The sequence below is a fragment of the Sphingobacteriales bacterium genome, from assembly GCA_016706405.1.
In the GTDB taxonomy this organism is placed as follows: Bacteria; Bacteroidota; Bacteroidia; order Chitinophagales; family UBA2359; genus BJ6.
Window position 1 is genome coordinate 182077 of sequence record JADJJT010000002.1, and the last position, 21588, is coordinate 203664.

Genomic DNA, 21588 nt, shown 5'->3' on the forward strand with positions numbered 1-21588 from the left:
TTGTCAATGTTTTAGGACTTTATTGCGCTCAGTACTTGTTTTGCTGTTGCAACATCGTGCTGTATTTGTTGCACCATTAAGGGCAAGTTGTCAAATTTTTGTTCGGGGCGCAAATAAGCTATAAAATTGAGGGTTAGCGTTTGGTCATAAATAGTTTCATCAAAATCAAAAATATATACCTCGATGGTGCGCTGCAGTCCTTGCCCTATGGTAGGCCTAATGCCAATACTGCCTACGCCCAACAAATTTCGTTGATTGTTAAGCTGAAGTTGTAAGGCATAAATACCATCGGCGGGAATTAGCTTTTGGGGGTCGCTGGGTTGGATATTTGCGGTTGGATAACCTAATTTTCGGCCTAATTGCTGCCCTTTTATTACTTTGCCGCTTAAAAAATAAGGATAGCCCAAAAGTTGGGTAGCTTCGTGCGGTTTTCGGGTAAGTAGTGCTTCGCGGATGCGCGTTGAGCTAATGGCATTTTTGGCTATTTGTTGTTCGCTAATTTCTAATACATCGTAACCATATTGCCCCGATAACTGCCAAAGCAAATGAATATCGCCCTGACGGTTGCGACCAAACCGATGGTCGTAACCTATGGCAATACAAGCCGGATGAAAATGTTTAATTAAAATTTTTTTTACAAAATCAGCCGGCAACATATTGGCAAAATGTTTGGTAAATGGCACTACCACCGCATTTTGGAGTTGGTGTTGTGCCAACAAATTAAGTCGCTCGGGCAAGGTGGTTAATAATTGTAGTTGAAAAGAAGTGTTTAATATAGTGCGTGGGTGCGGATGAAAAGTGAGTAATATACCCTCGCCGCCATAAGCAGCAGCTAAACTATTAATTCGATGTATAATTTCTTGGTGTCCAATATGCACACCATCAAAAGTGCCAATTGTAATGACACTTTTTTTAAAGTCTGGCAAGTCGGTCAGGCTGTTAAATAGACGCATAAATAAAATAAAATGCCATGAGCAACAGGTAACTATAAAATAAACAAGGCAAGAAACAAGGAAGCGCAAATTTCGATTATTTTTTGCCAGCATGTATAAAAAAAATACTTAGCATGTATAATTTAAATTAGTAAATCTAAATCCGTTGTGGCCAAAATAATCGAATATTAAAAACACTTAGATAAAATACCAACTAAAAATACCATTCTTTGGTATAAATAAGCCAAATTTGCACTACAAAACCTATTTGCATCCTAAAATACTACTTTATGTACCTGTTTCTACTAAGAATTTGCTTGGTTATAATTATTTGTTTGTGCGCAAACAATGCCCTCATAGCCCAAAAAACCACCCCAACTAACCAAAAAACAGCCCTTGAGTATTTACAAAACAATAGAATAAAATTAGGATTAGATGCAGCCGATATTGCCGAACTGCACGTAGTTAATGCCTACACCAACCGGCATAACGGTGTAACGCAGGTATATATCAGGCAAGGCTGGCACGGGTATTGGCTAAATGATGGCCATGCTACCATAAGTGTTTTACCCGATGGCAAGGTGTTGCATGTAGGCAATAAATTAGCTTCGCAGATAGCAAACCGCGTTACTAATAATTTTCCGGATACTTTTTTGCCTGCCCATCTGCAAGCGGCTTTTAAGGCCGTAAAACTTAATTATCCGGATGAAAATGCCGAAATTCGTATTCAAGCTAACAGCAATAACAATAAAACTACCAATCCTAAAGCATTTTTTGTTGGTTTCCAGCAAAACCTAAATATACTCGTTGAGCCAGTTTGGGCATCTGTACCTACATTAGGTAATAATAGCTTGCTACGGCCTGCCTTTATTATTCATTTAACCCAACAACAACCCCAGTATCATGTTTGGCAAATTGTGGTTGATGCCGTTGATTTTAACATTTTAAGCCTGCACGATGCTGTAAACCATTGCAAAGTGGGGTCGTATTGTGCCTTAACACCTTTGGCCAAAGCAACTACCCAACAACATGCTTGTACCGAGTTTGAAGCAGCCGAACAGCAAGGCCAAAAATATGATTACAACGTATGGCCCTACCCGCTTGAAAGCCCTTTGCATGGCCCTCGCGCTATTAAAAACAGCCCTTGGATAGAGGGCAACGCCGATGCCTCCCCTTATGGCTGGCACGATGTAAACGGCGATACCGACCCTGAATACGACATAACGCGCGGCAATAATGTATGGGCGCAAGATGATGAAGATGGCAATAATGACGATAAGGGCTACTCGCCCAAAGCCAGCGATTTTGTGTTCGATTATGCCTATAATCCGGAGGCAAAAGTACCCATTGATAATATAGATGCTGCACTTACTAATTTGTTTTATTGGAATAATCTTATTCATGATATTGCCTATCATTATGGATTTACCGAAGAAGCAGGCAATTTTCAGCAGAACAATTACGACAAAGGCGGCGAAGGCAATGATTTTGTATTTGCCGATGCAATGGACGGCAGTACACCCTATAATGCCAATTTTTATACCCCCAAAGACGGAGAAGCACCACGTATGAACATGGGGCTTTGGTATAAAGACGAGTCGGGTACCGTTATGCGCATTAATACACCTAAAATTTTAGAAGGCAAACACAATATTGCACCTGCTGTTTATGGGCCACCTTTGCCTATTACACCAAAGTTTTTATCGGGTAAATTAGTTTTGGTTGATGACGGCAGCGCGACCCCAACCTTAGGCTGTGCTACCTTAATAAACCCCGATGCCATTAAAGATAATATCGCTTTGATTGATATGGGCAATTGCGAAGCCCTCGATAAAAGCCTAAACGCCCAAAAGGCCGGAGCCATTGCCGTTTTGTTATGTAACGATGTTGAAGGCGACCCCGTTAGCCCCTTTGGTGATGATTTTGGACAGGCAAAAATTCCTACCGCCATGATGGCTAAAACAATATGCGACAGCATAAAATTAATGATGGTAGCAGGCGAAACTGTATCGGTTGATTTAAAGGAACTGACAACCATTACTTTTGATAGCGACTTAGACAATGGCATTATTGCCCACGAGTATATGCACGGCATATCGAACAGATTAACAGGCGGCCCCCTTCAGGTTGATTGCCTTAACAGTGGCGAGCAAATGGGTGAGGGCTGGAGTGATTTTTGGGGCTTAGCGTTAACAACCAATAGCAAAAACAATGGAAAACAGGCACGTGGTATTGGCAATTTTTCTGACGGGCAATCGTTGGCAGGCGGCGGCATTCGCACCTACCCATATAGCACCGATATGAACATTAACCCTATTACTTACGACCGAATTAAAGAAAGCCCCGAAGTGCATTTTGTGGGCGAGGTTTGGACGGCAATGCTTTGGGATTTGTACTGGGCATTAGTGGACGTATATGGTTTTGACGAGGACATATACCAAGGTAAAGGAGGAAATAATATAGCCATACAATTAGTAATAGATGGCTTGAAATTACAACCTTGTAAACCCGGATTTGTAGATGGGCGCGATGCTATTTTGGCTGCCGACCAAGCCAATAATAATGGTGCTAACCAATGCCTTATTTGGCAGGTTTTTGCCCGCCGTGGCTTGGGCTTTAGTGCTAATCAAGGCAGTAGCGATAATACTACCGATGGCATACAAGCTTTTGATTTGCCACCAATTTGCCAAACCTTACAAATTACCTTGCAAGCACCACATACCATTACTGCCGGCACCGATATTACCTACCAATTTACAATAACAAACAATAGCAGCACCCAAACATTAAATCAGGTAGTAGCTACCCATAACTTAGCTAACGGCCTAACCTACAAAGCAGGCAGCAGCACTTGCGGCGACCCCAGCGTAGATGGCCAAAACTTAATTTTTCCCGAACAGACATTAGCACCTGGCGCATCGGCAAATTGCTCATTTGAAGTAAACTCTGCGCCGGGCAATACCAGCCAGATATGGTTTACCGATGGTGCCGAAAACGGCATAGGCAATTTTACCAACGAAAGCACCGGAGGAGCGTGGCAAGCAACAACTGGCCCGGATGCACACTCCGGAAACAATTATTTTAGTGCAAACGGCAGTACCGAAAGTCCAACCGAAGCAATACTTACCTTAAACCAACCCATTACTTTATCCGGAGTTTTACCAGTGCTTCGTTTTTGGCATTGGTACAATTTAGCATCTTATGTAAATGGCGGCATAGTGGAGATTTCGGCAGACGGCAGCCCATGGATGAACGTAAGTAATAATAGTTTTCTGCGCAATGCTTATCAACAGGTCATTACTAATGCCAATTCGCCGTTAGTGGGGCAGTTGGCTTTTTCGGGCAATAGCGAGGGCTATATTTTAACCGAAATTGACCTTAGCGACTACGCAGGCAAAACTATTCAATGGCGATTTAGGCTGGGTAGTGATGGCGAAACAATGCCCGCTAACTGGCTTATTGACGATATTGAACTGATTGATGCCTATATTTACCCCGCCGAAATTTGTGCTAACAGCAGCGAAAACTTTTCCGGATGCGCCCAAGAGCATACTGTTGCCCACCCATTTGCAGTAGGGATTGACAATACTAATAACTCAAACAATGCCCTAAACGAAAACGAGTCGTTAAAAATTCAAGTAAAACCAAACTTGGTAACCAAGGGGCAGCAAATAATAATACAAACAACATCAACCCAACAAATAAACAGCCAATCACAGGCAGCAATGCTGCGAATTTTTGATACCATGGGTAAACTATACTGCGAAAAACCTGTTATAATCAATCAATCGAACGTAATACAGTTGCCAAGTGCCTTGCCGGCAGGGTGTTTAATTTTTCAGGTAATTACATCTTCGCAAGTAGCGCAGCAGTTGGTAATAGTAGTTAATAATTAAGTTAAATTTATTACCTGTATTGACTTAAAAGATGAATCTTTGGCAACTAAGCTGGCAAAATTTATGGCAACGACCCCTTACCGCTGCTTTAAGCTGGATGCTGTTAACCTTGGGCGTAGGCATTATATCGCTGTTGCTTATTTTAAACCACCAACTTAAAAATACTTTCGAGCGCAATTTGCAAGGTATTGATATGGTTGTGGGGGCTAAGGGCAGCCCATTGCAGTTAATTTTATCGGCTTTATATCAAATAGATTACCCAACCGGCAATATTCCTCACCACGAAGCCTTAAAGATAGCCCAAAACCGGGCAGTTAAGCGTGCCATTCCCTTATCGTATGGCGATAATTACAAAGGCGTTAGAATTGTTGGTACAGACAGCAATTATGTAGCGCATTTTAATTTAGCTTTACAATCCGGAAAATGGTGGGATGCGCCCCTCGAGGCTGTTGTAGGGGCTACCACAGCTAAAAACCTAAACCTAAAACTTAAGGATGAACTTGTAAGTAGCCATGGTTTTTTTGAACAAGGTGATGACCACCATACGCACCCCTATTATATTACCGGAATTTTAGCCCCCTCGGGTACAGTTGCCGACCAACTAATTTTAACAAGTTTAGAAAGCGTTTGGGACTTACATGAGCACGATGAAAACGAAAGCCATCAACAAATATCCGGAAAAAAAGAAAATCCGGAGGTGAATGACACTATAATAAAGCATCAAAATAAACCAACAACGGCGCAAAATATCCAAGGAACCAAACGCAACGAAAATGATGCCTCAAGCGCTTCTTCTTTTAGTAAAACCGACAGCACAAATACGACTGCTAATTTAGCAAACAACCGCGATATAACGGCCTTATTAGTAGGGTTTAAAAATCCTTTGTCGTTGCTAAATATACCACGCGCCATTAACGAAAAAACCAATATGCAGGCAGCAACTCCCGCCATTGAAATAAACAAATTACTGAACCAGCTTGGAGTAGGCCTATTTGCCTTGCAAGCGTTTGCCGTTGTAGTAATACTAATTGCCGGCGCCAGTTTGTTTGTAGCCTTGTATAATGCCCTGCAAGAGCGCCGTTACGAGTTGGCCTTGCTGCGCTGCTTGGGCGCGCGCGCCTGGCAGGTTGCCGCCATAACCCTTTTAGAAAGTGCCTGGCTAACGGTCTTGGGCTTGATTTCGGGGGTAATTTTGGCGCGAATTACCGCCTATTTTTTGGCTAAATATGCAGCCACACAACACCAATATTTTAATTTTTCACCCTTTCATGTACCGCCCGGCGAAGTTTGGTTAGTGTTAATAGCCTTTTGTATAGGCATTTTAGCAGCCATACTTCCAGCGATTAGGGCTTACCGTACTAATTTATCGCAAACATTAGCCAATGCGTAATATCTTTTTTTTGTGCACTGCTGCACTTGTTTTTTTAACTTTTCAGTTGCCCATTTTACCAGGCCATAACGCTTATGCACAAACCTCCATTACTTGGGAGTTGCTAACCGATGTTGAGGCAATTGGCGAGTACGATGCTTTGGGCGATACGACTTATTACCGCCCTGTTTTTGGTGGCAATGTACGCGCCTACAATAATAAAACGGTAACTATAACGGGCTACGTACTTCCGTTGAGTATTGATGGCAGCTTGGTAGTAGTGTCAAGGCTGCCTTATGCCTCGTGTTTTTTTTGTGCCAAACCCGGTGGCAAAGGCGCTGGCCCCGAATCTGTTGTTTTGCTTAAACTTAAAAAACGCTACGACTGGCTTAAATTAGATGATGTAGTAAAATTTAAAGGCAAATTAGTACTAAACGAAACCGACCCCGACCAGCTATTTTATATTTTACGCGATGCCGAACCTTCGTCGGCATGGTAAGTATCCGGATACTTTTGTGTTGTTAAAGGTGTTTTCGCAAACCAGAAAATGATATTTTATTTTTTTTTCCTAATTGGTTGGATTAATTAAGCCTTTTGTTTTTTTTGTACCTTTGAGCAAGTTAACAGCAAATAAACGAAGGTTATGGCAAAAAAACTACACCTAATATTAATTCTAACAATTTTAGGCATTTGGTTAGTTGGTGGTAGCACTTATTTTGTGCCTTTAATGGCACAAAATCTGCACTTAAACGAAGCCAGTAACGCCAACTATCAACAACTAATTGACGAGGATGGTAAAGAAGAAAACGACTGGATTGAACTCTATAATTCGGGCATAACCCCTATAAATCTAAGTGATTTTTATTTAACCGACTCGCCCAATGAGCCGGATAAATGGGCTTTGCCCAACCAAACACTTGAGGCAGGTAATTATTTGACTGTTTTTGCATCGGGCAATAGCTTAAAACCGGAGCCCGATACTACGAGCGGACTATGGCGTACCGCTATTTATGCCACCGACAACTGGCAATGGTTGTTTAATAACCAAGCCCCACCAACTAACTGGACTGCCACCGATTTTGACGACTTGACTTGGAATGCCGGCCCCGGCGGGTTTGGCTATGGCGATGCCGATGATGCTACTTTAATTGAACCAAACCCTACCACTAATCCATCCGGAGTGGTATATGGCATCTATATCCGGAAAAAATTTACAGTATCAAATCCAGCAATAATTGCCAAAGCTTTGCTTCATATTGATTTTGACGATGCTTTTGCGGCTTATCTCAACGGAATAGAAATTGCCCGATGGGGTTTGGTAGGCACTCCTCCTGCATTTGACGAAGCCTGCCCCGACCATGAGGCATCAGGCTATCAGGGGTTGCCAATAGATGCTTTTTCTATAGACCTGCCAACCCTTGAAGCAGCTTTAAAAATAGGCGAAAATGTGTTGTCCGTTGAGGTACACAACAGCAGCCCAACCTTCTCATCTGATTTAAGCCTTGCCCCTTGGCTAAGCTTTTATATTACCGACGGCAGCACCCCTTACGGACAAGTACCAAATTGGTTTTATGACCCTAACGACCCTAATCAAAACGACCCCAAATGGCTACACACAAATTTTAAAATTAGCAGCGCGGGCGAAACTGTTTATTTATTCGACTCCGACTTAAACCTAGTCGATTCATTACTTGTGCCAAGTTTACAAGTAGGGCATAGCATAGGTCGCCAACCCGATGGGGGGGTAGGTATTTGTTTGTTTACCCAACCCACGCCACAGCAAACCAATAACGATGCAATTTGCTTTGTTGGCTATTTACCCCCGCCAACCTACTCGTTACCCGCCGGATATTATGAAAAGACACAAGTATTAAAACTAAGTACGCCTTCGCCGTCGGCAGTTATACGCTACACCACCGATGGAAGCTACCCAGTGCAAACATCAACTATTTATGCCAATCCTATACCAATTGACGCAACACAAGTAATTAGGGCGTGTTCTTATAGCACCGACCCCAATATGTTGCCCTCTGAAGCTGTTGCAAATACGTATTTTATAACCGACAGCAGTACTGTTCCGGTAATTGCCGTTAGCATAAACCCTAACGATTTGTTTGATGTGAATAATGGCATTTACGCTTATGGGCCTAATGCAGATATTAGCAGTTTTCCGTTTTATGGCGCTAATTTTTGGGATAAAAATACTTGGCGCGATGCCCATATTGAGTATTTTAACGCTGATGGAAACCGAGAATTTAATTTGTCCGGACAACTGCGCATACAAGGCAATTGGGCGCGCGGTTTTCCGCAAAAAGGTTTAACCTTCCGGAAATACGATTGGACAAGCAGTCCTGCCATTGAATACGCCCTTTTTCCGGATAAGCCGCATATTGAAACCTTCGACAATTTTAATATGCGTACCGGCAGCATAGACTGGAACACCGTCCATGCCCGCGATGATATTATGCAAACGGGAGTTAAAGATTTAGCCATTGAAACCATGGCCACCAACACTTGCTTGGTCTATTTAAACGGACAATACTGGGGCGTTTACCACCTGCGCGAAAAACAAGACGACCAATATTTAGCCAATAATACAGGGGTAAATCCTGATTCAGTTGATTTAATTCGGTACGATTACGAAGTAATGGAAGGCTCGGAACAAGGATTTTTACAGCTATACAACTTTATTTCTAATAACAATATGGCCGACCCCGAAATGTTTGCCCAAGCAGGCCAAATGGCCGATTTAGAAAACTGGGCTGACTATTTTATATCCGAAACTTATTATGCTAATATTGACTGGTTAGGTTGGTATGTAAATAATATAAAAATTTGGCGACCCCAAACCCCAAATGGCCGCTGGCGTTATATTTTGTGGGATACCGATTTAGGAATGGGCTGCCCATCCGGAGGGTGGTACGGGTACGATATGCTTGGATTGGCTATTTTTCAGGCGGCAAACCGCCACAGCGAAATGATGTTGCGATTATTGCAAAATCCAATGTATGCTAATTATTTTACCAACCGCTATGCCGATTTAATGAATACTGTCTTTCAGCCCGACAATTTTAATAAAAAGGCAATAGAAAAAATTACCAATCAAATGCGCCCCGAAATGGAAAGACATTTTAAAAAATGGAATTATCCGGGGTATGAGCCTTGGGATGGCTATGGTTGGGGGGCATCTGTTGATACAACCTCGTGGAATTCCGCTATTAATGTGATGTATGATTTTACCCAATATCGGTTAGAATATGCCCGCAACTATGTGCAAAACAATATGCAGTTGTTTAATCAAGTTGAAATTGTTGTAGATGCATACCCAGCCGGAGCCGGAAAAATTAAAATTAATACCATAACACCCGCCTTGCCATTTGCGGGGGTTTATTTTGATGGCGCACCTATTACGGTTACGGCTATACCAAACCCAGGCTATACCTTTGTAAACTGGGGGGTAAATAATTTTATTGATGACCCATTAAGCAACAGTTTTACTGCAAATATTACCGAAAATACTAATTTTCAGGCGTATTTTGCCGGAGAAGCCGAATATCCCGCGCCATTAACTATTTCAGAAATTAATTACCACCCAGACGAGACACACCCATCAGGCGATTGGTTAGAACTGCATAATTACGGCGATAACCCACTTTACTTGGCCGACTGGGTGATACAAGGCGAAAAAGCTTGGGAAAAAAATATATTGCCCACGCAAATGGTGCTGCCACCCAATGGCCGGGCAGTTATTTGCCAAAATCCTAATGCCTTTGCAGCCCAATACCCCGAGGTTACCAATGTTTGGGGGCCGCTAAATTTTTCGTTAAATAATAAAGAGCAACGTTTGTTGGTGCTAAGCAATAATGCCGACACAGTAGTAAACCTAACTTATACCGATGCCGCTCCATGGCCTTGTACCCCCGATGGGTGGGGGCGCACCCTTGAGCTAACCCAACCCGATGCCAACCCTGCCTTGCCGCAAAACTGGTTCGATGGATGCGTAGGCGGCTCGCCCGGAAAGGCTTACGCTCCTTGCAACGAACTGCCCGTAGTTAGCGAGCTACACTATAACCCAGCTTTGGCTGCCAATTGCTCCGATTGGATAGAATTATTCAACGCCTCATTTGTTGATACTTTAAACCTTACTAACTGGAAACTGCGCGATGAAAATGACAACCTATATGTTTTTCCGGATAATATAACCTTAGCGCCACAAACCTTTTTGGTGTTAGCGCAAGATACAACTGCATTTAATGCAATTTACAAGGTAGCCAACTTGCCAATAACAACGCTGTTAGGGCCGCTTAAATTTGGCTTCTCCGGAAGTGGTGAAATATTGCGTTTGTTTGATGCATCGGGCATTTTACAATACTCATTATGTTATGATGATGCCGCACCTTTTCCGACCGAGCCGGATGGAAAAGGCTATACCCTGCAAATCAAAAAGGCCAAAAACAACCCAAACGACGGTAAAAACTGGATAGCGGGCTGTTATGGCGGCACACCCGGCAGCCAATACGATGCCGATTGTTGCACCGCACCGTTAGCACCCAAAAACTTGACTATCGAGGGCTTAGAAAAAATTTGCAAAAATAACACAGCTACCTACACCACCGAATTTCGCCCCTATTGGCAATACGAGTGGGTAATTACCCCGCCCGATGCCGGCACCATTACCACAGGGCAAGGCAGCCATACGGTTACAGTGTTATGGAAAAACGCTACACCCGGCAACATCGCCATAAATGTAATGGGCAAATAAATGAATGATAATTTATTTTAATTTGCTTGGACGAGGCTAAGCGATTGGTTATTTTGGTTGTTTGCTGTAATCAAGTTCAAAGGTGTTCATAAAGGCGGTGGTAAAATTGCCGGCTTTAAAATCTTCGTTTTTCATAAGTTGTTGATGAAACGGTATAGTAGTTTTTATACCTTCAACTATAAATTCGTCGAGTGCGCGTGCCATTTTAGCAATAGCCTCGTCTCGGGTAAAGCCCCGCACAATTACCTTTGCCAGCATTGAGTCGTAGTAGGGTGGTACAACATAGTTGGCATAAATATGGGTGTCAACGCGGGTGCAGTAGCCTTTGGGGGTGTAAAGATTGGTAATTTTTCCGGGCGATGGCCTGAAGTCGTTAAAGGGGTCTTCGGCATTAATGCGGCATTCTATGGCATGGAATTGTGGCATATAAGATTTTCCGGAAATAGGTACGCCGGCAGCAATCATTATTTGTTCGCGTATCAGGTCGTAGTTAATAATTTCTTCGGTAACCGGGTGCTCAACCTGAACGCGGGTATTCATTTCCATAAAATAAAAGTTTTTGTATTTGTCCACCAAAAACTCAATAGTTCCAAGGCTTTGGTAGCCAATAGAGGCCGCGCACCGTATGGCGGCATCGCCCATTTTTTTGCGCAATTTTTCATCGACAAATGGCGAGGGTGCTTCTTCGACCAATTTTTGATGGCGACGTTGAATACTGCAATCGCGTTCAGAGAGGTGGACAACTTTGCCGTATTGGTCGCCAACAATTTGCACTTCAATATGTCGAGGCTCTTCAATGTATTTTTCTAAATATAAGCCATCGTTGCCAAAAGCTGCTGCTGCTTCGGCTTGTGCGCTGTTCCAAAGGCGTTCAAACTCGTTGTCGTTCCAAATTATGCGCATACCGCGCCCTCCGCCGCCAGCGGTAGCTTTGATAATAACTGGGTAACCAATTTCTTTTGCCAGGCCACGTGCAGTTTTAAGGTCGGGCACTAAGCCGTCTGAGCCGGGCACCACGGGCACACCTGCCGTTAAAGCTGTTTGTTTGGCGGTAACTTTATCGCCCATGCGGCGTATTTGTTCGGGGGTTGGGCCTATGAATTTTATGTTGAGGTCGCTACAAATTTCGGCAAAATCGGCATTTTCGCTTAAAAAGCCATAGCCCGGATGGATAGCATCGGCGTTGGTAATTTCGGCGGCGGCCAATATGCGGGGCATATTTAAATAAGAGTCGCGGCTTGCTGGTGGGCCAATACAAACGGCTTCGTCGGCAAAGCGCACATGCAGGCTGTCGCGGTCGGCAGTTGAGTAAACGGCAACTGTTTTAATACCCAGCTCTTTGCAGGTACATATTATACGAAGGGCTATTTCGCCTCTGTTGGCAATAAGTATTTTATTAAACATATAAAAGGGGTAAAAGTGCTGCAACCATTAAGCAAAGGCTAAGATTTTTTGTTTTGGTTGGAGGGAAACTTGCTGGTATGTAAGTGAGGGAAAGCGTGTAACAATAGCTAATTATGATTATTTATTGATTTAAAGCAGCGTTATACTTGGTTATTGAATGTTTTTTTTGATTTTATAGCCGATAAATTAATTTTATCCGGATTTATAGCAGCAGGTACAAGAAGTGGTACTTGTTTTAGGATGGCTCTACTTCAAATAAGGGGGCATCAAAATCAACAGGGCTTTTATCATCCGGAAAAACTTTAACAATACGCCCACTAATGTCTGAAGTAATTTCATTAAAGAGTTTCATTGCTTCTATGGTACAAACTACATCCATTGGCTTAATTTCGTCGCCAACTTTAACGAATGGGTCTTGGTCGGGTTTAGGGCGGCGGTAGAAAGTACCTACCATTGGCGACCGAATAATTACGGTATTGCCTTTGGCCTCTTCGGAAGAAGGTGTTTGATTTGGACTTGAGGAAGCGGCGTTGTTATTATTGGTACCGGCAGTGGTTTGTGTTGGGGGGGCCATGGCATTTGTTGCAGCGAACGGAAAGTATGCTGGCATTTGTTGTGGAGCGGCAGTCATAACGGTAGTTTCGGGTTTAAACATGGCATCAACGTAGGCATTGCTGCGCAGTATTATTTTAAAATCACCATTATTAATTTTAAGTTCGCCAATATTGTTGGCATTTAATAGCTCAATTAGGGCTTTAATTTGATCAAAATCCATAAATATAGCAGGTATGTATTGAATGATATAGAATGATTATAAAGTGGGGTTTAACCACCAAGCGCCAAAGATAGGTAAATTCCGGGGGATGTAACATAGCAAGTTTCCGGAAAAATTAGGAAATTGAACCAGACTGCTATTTTTAAATCATCTATAAAGCATAAAACCCGTTTAAATTCTCCAAAAGTACTTTGGTTAAAGAATTAGTTTGTTAAGTACGTCCGGTTTTTTATAATATAATTTTGATACCTTATTTAAACCTGTTTGTGGCATTGTTTTGTAATTTGTAGCTAAATTGTGCCCTATGTATTGGCATTTTCTTGTAATTTTGCGGGTTTGTTGGTAGCCACCATAAATGGCCGTAAACAAAGCAACTTATGAAGCAATTTTTGCGTTTTATACGAACCGCTGCCTTTTGGACTCATTTTGGGCTAATTGTATTATTTACTTTTCTTTTAGCACTTTTATTCATTTGGGGGCTAAGTGTTTATACAAACCACGGCGATAGCATTACCGTACCCAACCTGAAAGGAATGGCATTAACAGATGTTGAAAAACTATTAAGCGACCAATCACTTGATTTTACCATCATTGACAGTTCGTTTGTAGCTACCGAACCGCCCGAAGTTGTATTAGGGCAATACCCCGACCCGGGCGAAAAAGTTAAAGAAAACAGAAAATTGTACTTAACAGTGAATGCTAAAACAGCACCAAAAGTTAAACTTCCGGATATTATTGATGCCTCGCACCGCAACGCCGAGCAACAACTACTCAGCTATGGCTTGCTGATTGGTAATATTGAATATAGACCCGATATTGCCGATGGCGCAGTTTTAGCCGTAAAAATAAACGGCACTGAAATTAAACCCGGAACCGAAATAGCCAAAGGTACACGTGTTGATTTAGTGTTAGGAAAAGGCGATAACAGCCGCGTTACCGTGCCTGAATTAGTGGGGCTAACTTTTGAAGCGGCAAAAACAACCATTATGGGCTATAATTTACTATTAGGCAAAGTAAACCAAATTGACCGTATAAGCGACAAAGAAAGCGCCTTGGTTGAAAGACAAAGTCCGCCAACAGGCAGTTTAGTAGCAGTTGGCGAGCCTGTTGAACTTTGGATACGCGACAACCCAGACGCATACAATACTTTCGATACGCTTACGTTAATACCTACACCCCCTGCAAGTAATGGCAACGCCGCACCGGCAACTAATAACAAAACGCCAGGCAGCGCCAATAATAAAACACCAATTGCTAAAGACACCACAAATAAAAAGTAAGCCAATTATAAATTAGCTTTGTTTAAATGTATTAATCCTGCAATTAACCTTTAAATTCCGCGCTTTACTATTTACTTTAATCCATGAAGTATTATTTTTTATTATTATTAGCAACAACTATATATTTTACCCTCAGCACAATACCCGTGCAAGCTCAAGAATATGTGTTGCCCCTTACCAATAACAAAATAGCCTACCCCAGCAATGTGGCAGAAAAGGGGTATCGGCAAAATTTTAGCTCGTTATGTCAAACCCCTGTATTTTTAAGTTTACAAAACATAACCGTGCCTACCTGCAAATTAAAAGACGGCGCATTGACGCTTAAAATAACGGGCGCACAAGGCGATTTTACTTACTATATAAACGGCCAAAATCAAGGTACATTTGCCGCCGATACTTTTAAATTTACGAATTTAGAAGCTACCGCTTACTTTTTTGAAGTGAAAGATGGAACAGGCAAAACCCATACCCTGAAATACAGTTTAAATAATCCGGATGTTACCGAAATTACCGCAACCGGCTGGCGTATTAAACCCGCATTTTGTAGCACTTTGGGCAGTATTGAACGCATATCGTTTGATATTCAAGTGAAAGAATATAAAGTTTACGACCAACAAAATAAAGAAATTGATATTATTAAGGCCGGAAATAAAAAAGTTGACCTCAACAGCGGCTGGTATTACGTGCGCTCAACCGCACAAGCAACCGGATGTGTGGCAACATGGATTTTTGAAATTCCGCGTATTAAAACCAACGATTTGCCATTTGTCGAAGACTTTTCGGGCAGTTTGGTTTATCCGGATCCTACAAAATGGATGGACGATTTTGCCTATATCAACCAAAATTATGCCTGGCAACCCATGGGCATTGGTACAGCTACCCTCGACGGGCTAAACAATTTTGGCCAACCGTACAGCCAGGGAACTATAGGTCAACCACTTGCCGAAGGCTATGCCGATAAACTAACAGCGCGCCCGTTTTGCCTTACCGATGTAAAAAATACAACCGCAGCCGACACTGTTTATATGCGCTTTTTTTACCAGCCACAAGGCTTGGGCGACCGCCCCGAACCAGGCGACAGCCTAATGCTTGAACTAACTTACCCCATTGTTAAAGATACCACCATTATTGATACCATTATAACCCCTACAACTAAATTTGTTTGGAAAGATACCCTAACCACACCACCCAATACAGCTACTTTATTAGTGCCCACCGACTCGCTGCATTATATTGACCTGACCTTAATTTGGTTTGAACATCCCAAAAATATAGTGTCGTGGGTTGATGTTACCGACCCCAACCTAAGCTTTACCGATACCCTGATTACTACCACCGCGCCCAAAACTATCCAAGTAGCCGATACCGTTTGGAAAAAAGTGTGGGCAACCGACATCTCTGAACTTCCGGAAACTCCGCTAAACGAGCAATTCCCATTTTTTCAGGCCGATTTAACTATTGCCGATGCTGAATATTTTTATAACGGATTCTCGTACCGCTTCCGGAACAAAGCTTCGCTTACCGGAAGCAACGACCATTGGAATCTCGATTATATACAATTAGACATTGCCCCCCTATTGGATGTGTTGCGCGACGTAGCCCCAACCCAACCACTACAAACCCTGCTGAATAACTACACCGCAATGCCATGGAATCAATTTATACAGCACGTAAATACCCAATTTGCCGACACACTAAAACCTGTTTTGCGCAATAATATCAACGAAGAAGTAGGCGTAATTGCCGACTTTTTATTAGAAGACCTTTGCTTTGATCCGCCTACAATAACTTATACAAGCGGCATAAGTTTAACCAATATTCCAACCCAAACAACCCAAACCGACAAGGTTAATATTTCGAAAGCTAAAACCGACCTGGCCAACCTGGCCAACAACCCCGCATTTGCCAACCGCGACAGCGTAGTACTGCAAACAACCCTAAGTTTTATTGCCAACAACCAAGGCCCGGGCATATTGCAACAAAACGACACCCTGTTCCATTACCAGCCATTTTTTAACTATTTTGCCTACGACGACGGCAGTGCCGAACAAGCCTATGGTTTGTATGGAAAAGGGGCAAGGCTGGCTTACCGCTTTGTGCTAAACAACCCCGACACATTGCGGGCCATACAGTTTGGATTTGTAAACCATAATGCCAATAATAACAGCAATGGGTTTATTCCGGTAGTCTATAAATCAATCGAACAAAATTCAAATAACGACCAACTGCTCTATCCGCCCAAAATTGAACAGCCCCACGACCCCCAATATGTTGTTTATCCAAAATATTTTAATGCTACCAACGGCTTTTGGACCTATACCCTTAACCAACCTATTTTGGTAAGCGACACCATTTATGTAGGCTTTTACCAAATTGAAAAAGACTTGTTGAATATAGGCTTCGACCGAAATACAAACTCTCAACAACATTTGTTTACCAATTACAACGGTTTTTGGGAGCCTTCAATACAGGCCGGATCCTTAATGATACGCCCCATTTTAGACGATGAACCCTTGCCCAACGATGTAAACGTTGGCATAACAACACCGCCGTCAGATATTGAACAAAAACCGGATATTAAAACAAATTTATCCGGAAATTTGCAAGTGTTTCCTAATCCGGCAAATAAAACCATACAAGTAACTGCCCTTCCTAATACAAATCTGGCTGCAACTATCACAATATACGATTTTTTAGGCCGCAAAGTTTGGCAAACCAATAATAATACCAATATAGGGCAAACAACTAATATCGTTAATATTGAGCATTTTGCCCCCGGATTATACATCGTGCAAACTTATGATGTGCATGGCTTCCCCTTGGCAAATGCAAAATTTATAAAGCAATAATTTCCGGATAAAAAAACCATCCGGCAACATATAAAATTAATTTATAACAAAATAGCAATCCATACATCCGGAACAAAATAAATTATGACCGATATAACCGTAGAAGAATTAAAAACGCGCTTAGATAATGGCGAAAAACCCATTTTAATTGATGTGCGCGAACCCTTTGAATACACCGAATTTAATATTGGCGGCGAATTACACCCCTTGGGCAGTATTGCCTACCTGATTGAAGAATTGGCCAACCATAAAAACGACGAAATAATTGTACATTGCCGCTCAGGTATGCGCAGTTTTAACGCCCAACAATATTTAATGCAACAAGGTTTTACCAATGTTCGCAACTTAATTGGCGGGGTAATAGCCTGGCGCGAAAAATTTGGAGGCTAAGAAATATATTGCTAAATAAACATAGAACTCAAAAAAACTCACGCATTTTAAATATATTCATATATTTGTTTAAGTTTTGAAATATTCCTTTTTTACCATATTATTGTGTAGCCTACTCTTAGGTATTGTCGCTTGCGAACCGAATAATCCTTGCTCAAAATTAGACTGTGGCGAGCATGGCGAATGCGCTATTGACGAGTTGGGCATTGCCACCTGCTTATGCGACCCTGGCTACGAAGGCACAAATTGCCAAACCTATAATCCCTGCCTTTTGCTGAACTGTCAAAACGGCGGAAACTGCAAAATTGACGATCAGGGAAACGCCTTTTGCGATTGCCCGCCTCAATACGCAGGTATTGATTGCAGCCAAGATAACCCTTGCTATAACCAGCCTTGCCAAAACGGCGGCACTTGCCAGATTGATGAAAACGGCAAAGCAATTTGCCAATGCCCACCAGGTTACGGCGGCCAGTTTTGCGAAAAATGTGCCTTGGGCTACGAGGGCAACGATTGTCAAACACTCATCCGGATAAAATTTTTAGGCACCTACAACGGCATAGCAAAAAAACCGGGTTCTCCCAATATAGAATTTGTATGCACCATTTCTGAAAATGCCGACAAGGTTTATCGGATGAATGTAGCCAATTTATTTAACCTGTCAAGTACTGTTTATGCTGTTGTTACCGGAAGTCAGGAATGGGCAATTCCCTTGCAAACAGATGCAAACGGCAACGCTATTTACAGCCTTAGCAATGGAAAACGCAACGTAAATACGGGCATCTTAACCCTATATACCCGACATATAACCACCGCAGCCGATACCAGCGACTATACTGTTACCCTCTCGCCGCAATAAATAAATTAACAACCTGCAACTAATTATGGATGCCCTTACTACCAGTACCGAACTTAAAAAATGGGTAGCCGAAGGCAATTTGTCAGCCGCGTGTTTAGCTTTACAAAAATTTGCCGATGAAACTAATTATACCGAGTTACAACAAATTGCTATTCAATTACAACGCCGCTACAATACCTGCCAACAACAAATAATGCAAGGCGTAATTGCCAAATCCGATGCCGACCTTGAAATTGCCCGCATCAGCCAAATATTATTGGTATGTAGCGATAATCTTGCACCATCTGCCGATAACCAATTACTTAATTTAGTTAACGAGCAGCCAGGTAATACTACTAAAGATGAACGGGCAGCCCCACAAGCAAGTAATAGTAAAAACTTTCCTTTTATGTTCTTGCTTTTGGCTATTGGTATATTGGCCTTGGGATGGGCAGTTTGGAAATGGGTTATTCCCGGAAATAAAAATACGACTACACCGCCATCTGACACCTTTGAGTTGATTGTATTTGCCCATGGACCCAAAGGTTTGGGGCAGCCTATTACATCCGGAAAAATTGCTGCTGTTTTTGGCAACAATCGTTTGCCCGCACAAACTTTAAATAACGAGGGGAAAGCCGTTTTTACGCATATTCCCGCCAGCTACCAAACTCAAAACTTGGCAATTGTTGCCGAAGAAAATATGCCATGGAAAGTGCAGCAGCAAAGCGCTAGCACCGCCCAACAAAGCCACACTATTACAGTGGCTATGGCGCCCCTTGTTGATACCCTTGTTTGGCGTGGCACTGTACTTAGCGATTCGGGCAAACCCGTAGCTAACGCCCAAGTTGTAATTGATAACGGGTTTGCCACCACCCAAACCAACGACGTGGGTAGTTTTGTGGCTCGGCTACCTAAAAATGAAGGCGACCAAGTTAATGTTATGGTCATTGTAAACAATACGCCTCGCCGTAATACCACTATCACTTTATCGGGGGCAACACCCACAACGATAAAATTAAATAAATAAAAATTTGTTTGCCGTTCTACTTGTTGGTCGCCTATGTTTTTTTAAACAACTAAAATTTAGGCTAAAACGCATAACTTTGCGAACCAAATAAAGTATTAAAATGTTTAACCATTATGCAACAGAATAATAACACCGAACACATCCCCTGTTTAATTATTGGCTCAGGACCTGCGGGCTATACTGCCGCCATTTATGCAGCACGCGCAAACTTAAAACCTGTTTTATATACCGGACTTAAAATGGGCGGTCAATTAATGGATACGACTGATGTTGAAAATTTTCCCGGATACCCTAAGGGCATTATGGGGCCTCAATTAATGGAAGATTTTAGACAGCAAGCCGAACACATGGGTACCGATATACGATTTGGTATTGTTGAACGGGTTGATTTTTCGGGGACTGCTCATAAAATATGGTTAGATGATGGCCAATTGTTTACCGCCGATGCTGTTATTATTGCTACCGGTGCCTCGGCCAAATGGTTAGGTTTGCCCAGCGAACTACGCCTGCGCGATGCAGGAGGAGGCGTGTCGGCGTGTGCCGTATGCGATGGTAGTTTCTTTCGCAATCAAGAGGTAGCCATTGTTGGCGCTGGTGATACCGCCGCCGAAGAAGCCCTTTATTTGGCTAAAATGTGCAAAACAGTACACATGTTAGTACGCCGCAACGAAATGCGCGCCTCAAAAGTAATGCAAGCCCGCGTGTTAAGTACGCCAAATATTAAATTATACTGGAACACCGAAACAGAAGAAGTTTTAGGAAACGATAAAGATCAGGTAGTAGGCATAAAAATTAGCAATAATAAAACCAACGAACTAAGCGAAATTGCCATAACCGGATTTTTTGTAGCCATAGGACACGAACCAAATACTACCCTTTTTAGAGGATGGCTCGATATGGACCACGAAGGCTACCTAATAACCAAACAAGGAAGCACCAAAACCAATATACCCGGCATTTTTGCTTGCGGCGATGCCCAAGATAAAATTTACCGGCAAGCAGTAACTGCCGCAGGCACCGGATGTATGGCCGCTTTAGATGCCGAAAGATACCTTTCGTACCAAGCATATTTAAAAACACAAGCACTTCTTGAGCCCACCCTTTCAACACCAACAACGTAGCTACCCCGCCAAACTTTTATTATTTGGCGAGTATTCAATTATTTACAATGGCTTTGGCCTTGCCGTTCCATACAAGCAGTTTTGGGGTAAATGGCACGACGAAGCAATTTTGCCCCATTACTCGAATAACCAACTCCACGATTTTTGTGCAAAACTACCCGGTTTACAAACCGAACTTAGTAAACTGGGCTGCGAGTTGCGCCTAAACGCGTTTAAAAATGCCTTGCGGGCTGGCCTCATTTTCGACTCGAACATACCAAACGGCTACGGTATGGGTAGCTCGGGAGCGGTAGTGGCTGCCTTTTACGAAAGGTTTTGCCGAAATATTACCCCGTCAGAAAAAAATGCCAATAATACCGATGCAAACAGTTACGCAAATATCCGGAAGAGTTTAGCTATTATTGAGGGAATATATCATTACAACAGTTCGGGACTCGACCCCTTTATCTCGCATATGCAGCAACCTGTTTTGCTTAAAAATCAAGAGAATTTAGAATTATTGCCAGAATCAATAACCAACAATTTAAGTGCTTTGCGCTTTTTTTTATTCGATACAGGAGTAAGGCGATTTACCGGACAATTAGTTGAAGCAACACGCTATAAAATAGAAAATAATCCGGAGGTGAAAGCCATTTTGCTAAACCAAATTTCGCTCCATGCACAACAAGCCGCTGCTGCCTTTATTGCGAAAGACAAAACTACCTTAGAACAGAACTTTGAAAAGATTTCGGCCTTACAATTAGCTAATTTTCCCGAATTAGTGCCCGAAAAATGGCACGCCCTGTGGCAACAAGGGCTTGACAGTAAACAATTTTACCTCAAACTTTGTGGCGCAGGTGGCGGAGGTTTTTTGTTAGGCATAGCTTTGTACGATTTTGAAAAGATACCAAGTATTTTACAACCTTATCTAAGCCAGATTACTTGGGCATAAACCCATTTTTTTCAAAA

At 42.4% G+C, this 21588-nt stretch carries 14 protein-coding genes; 11 read left to right on the forward strand and 3 right to left on the reverse strand.

Annotated elements, in window-relative coordinates; translation table 11 throughout:
* Positions 1 to 11: 11 nt before the first annotated feature.
* Positions 12 to 953 carry a bifunctional riboflavin kinase/FAD synthetase gene (locus IPI59_07135; protein MBK7527312.1) on the reverse strand — a complete coding sequence of 314 codons (942 nt, stop codon included), beginning with the start codon at positions 951 to 953 and terminating at the stop codon, positions 12 to 14.
* 314 nt (positions 954 to 1267) lie between these two features.
* Between IPI59_07135 and IPI59_07140 the strand changes: the two genes are divergently transcribed.
* The 4 genes from IPI59_07140 (at position 1268) to IPI59_07155 (ending at position 10959) form a co-directional block, all read left to right on the forward strand.
* Positions 1268 to 4828: a M36 family metallopeptidase gene (locus tag IPI59_07140; GenBank protein ID MBK7527313.1), complete on the forward strand. Its 3561-nt coding sequence runs from the start codon at positions 1268 to 1270 to the stop codon at positions 4826 to 4828.
* A 31-nt stretch (positions 4829 to 4859) separates the two neighbouring features.
* The gene (locus IPI59_07145) at positions 4860 to 6218 is read left to right on the forward strand and encodes an ABC transporter permease (GenBank protein MBK7527314.1); all 1359 of its coding nucleotides are present in this window, start codon (positions 4860 to 4862) and stop codon (positions 6216 to 6218) included.
* Positions 6211 to 6696, forward strand: coding sequence for a DUF3299 domain-containing protein (locus tag IPI59_07150; GenBank protein ID MBK7527315.1), 486 nt, complete (start codon positions 6211 to 6213; stop codon positions 6694 to 6696). Before IPI59_07145 ends, IPI59_07150 begins: the two co-directional genes overlap by 8 nt.
* A 144-nt stretch (positions 6697 to 6840) precedes the next feature.
* Entirely contained in the window at positions 6841 to 10959 is a 4119-nt protein-coding gene (locus tag IPI59_07155; GenBank protein ID MBK7527316.1) for a CotH kinase family protein, read from the forward strand.
* A 48-nt stretch (positions 10960 to 11007) separates the two neighbouring features.
* Here IPI59_07155 and accC read toward each other — a convergent pair whose 3' ends face one another.
* Both accC and accB read right to left on the reverse strand, forming a co-directional pair.
* A complete protein-coding gene (gene accC / locus IPI59_07160; protein MBK7527317.1) occupies positions 11008 to 12363 on the reverse strand; it encodes an acetyl-CoA carboxylase biotin carboxylase subunit in 1356 nt (451 codons plus the stop codon).
* 235 nt (positions 12364 to 12598) lie between these two features.
* Positions 12599 to 13138: an acetyl-CoA carboxylase biotin carboxyl carrier protein gene (gene accB, locus IPI59_07165; GenBank protein ID MBK7527318.1), complete on the reverse strand. Its 540-nt coding sequence runs from the start codon at positions 13136 to 13138 to the stop codon at positions 12599 to 12601.
* A gap of 377 nt (positions 13139 to 13515) precedes the next feature.
* Here accB and IPI59_07170 point away from each other — a divergent pair, with 377 nt between their 5' ends.
* From IPI59_07170 to IPI59_07200, 7 genes are all read left to right on the forward strand, one after another.
* Positions 13516 to 14418: a PASTA domain-containing protein gene (locus IPI59_07170; protein MBK7527319.1), complete on the forward strand. Its 903-nt coding sequence runs from the start codon at positions 13516 to 13518 to the stop codon at positions 14416 to 14418.
* Between the two features lie 83 nt (positions 14419 to 14501).
* Positions 14502 to 17267 carry a T9SS type A sorting domain-containing protein gene (locus tag IPI59_07175; GenBank protein MBK7527320.1) on the forward strand — a complete coding sequence of 922 codons (2766 nt, stop codon included), beginning with the start codon at positions 14502 to 14504 and terminating at the stop codon, positions 17265 to 17267.
* A gap of 84 nt (positions 17268 to 17351) precedes the next feature.
* A complete protein-coding gene (locus tag IPI59_07180) occupies positions 17352 to 17657 on the forward strand; it encodes a rhodanese-like domain-containing protein (GenBank protein ID MBK7527321.1) in 306 nt (101 codons plus the stop codon).
* A 76-nt stretch (positions 17658 to 17733) separates the two neighbouring features.
* Entirely contained in the window at positions 17734 to 18513 is a 780-nt protein-coding gene (locus IPI59_07185; GenBank protein ID MBK7527322.1) for a calcium-binding EGF-like domain-containing protein, read from the forward strand.
* A gap of 25 nt (positions 18514 to 18538) precedes the next feature.
* A complete protein-coding gene (locus IPI59_07190; protein ID MBK7527323.1) occupies positions 18539 to 19519 on the forward strand; it encodes a carboxypeptidase regulatory-like domain-containing protein in 981 nt (326 codons plus the stop codon).
* A 113-nt stretch (positions 19520 to 19632) separates the two neighbouring features.
* Entirely contained in the window at positions 19633 to 20640 is a 1008-nt protein-coding gene (gene trxB, locus IPI59_07195; GenBank protein ID MBK7527324.1) for a thioredoxin-disulfide reductase, read from the forward strand.
* Positions 20609 to 21571 (forward strand): hypothetical protein, encoded by a 963-nt coding sequence (locus tag IPI59_07200; GenBank protein ID MBK7527325.1) that lies wholly within the window; start codon positions 20609 to 20611, stop codon positions 21569 to 21571. The genes trxB and IPI59_07200 overlap by 32 nt, the downstream gene beginning before the upstream one ends.
* Positions 21572 to 21588 lie beyond the last annotated feature (17 nt).

Excerpts from the sequence above, each read along its gene's own strand:
- IPI59_07180 (MBK7527321.1), top strand. The coding sequence starts at position 17,352 with ATGACCGATATAACCGTAGAAGAATTAAAAACGCGCTTAGATAATGGC.
- IPI59_07150 (MBK7527315.1), top strand. The coding sequence starts at position 6,211 with ATGCGTAATATCTTTTTTTTGTGCACTGCTGCACTTGTTTTTTTAACT.
- IPI59_07175 (MBK7527320.1), top strand. The coding sequence starts at position 14,502 with ATGAAGTATTATTTTTTATTATTATTAGCAACAACTATATATTTTACC.
- IPI59_07135 (MBK7527312.1), bottom strand. The coding sequence starts at position 953 with ATGCGTCTATTTAACAGCCTGACCGACTTGCCAGACTTTAAAAAAAGT.
- IPI59_07190 (MBK7527323.1), top strand. The coding sequence starts at position 18,539 with ATGGATGCCCTTACTACCAGTACCGAACTTAAAAAATGGGTAGCCGAA.
- trxB (MBK7527324.1), top strand. The coding sequence starts at position 19,633 with ATGCAACAGAATAATAACACCGAACACATCCCCTGTTTAATTATTGGC.
- accB (MBK7527318.1), bottom strand. The coding sequence starts at position 13,138 with ATGGATTTTGATCAAATTAAAGCCCTAATTGAGCTATTAAATGCCAAC.
- IPI59_07155 (MBK7527316.1), top strand. The coding sequence starts at position 6,841 with ATGGCAAAAAAACTACACCTAATATTAATTCTAACAATTTTAGGCATT.
- IPI59_07170 (MBK7527319.1), top strand. The coding sequence starts at position 13,516 with ATGAAGCAATTTTTGCGTTTTATACGAACCGCTGCCTTTTGGACTCAT.
- accC (MBK7527317.1), bottom strand. The coding sequence starts at position 12,363 with ATGTTTAATAAAATACTTATTGCCAACAGAGGCGAAATAGCCCTTCGT.
- IPI59_07145 (MBK7527314.1), top strand. The coding sequence starts at position 4,860 with ATGAATCTTTGGCAACTAAGCTGGCAAAATTTATGGCAACGACCCCTT.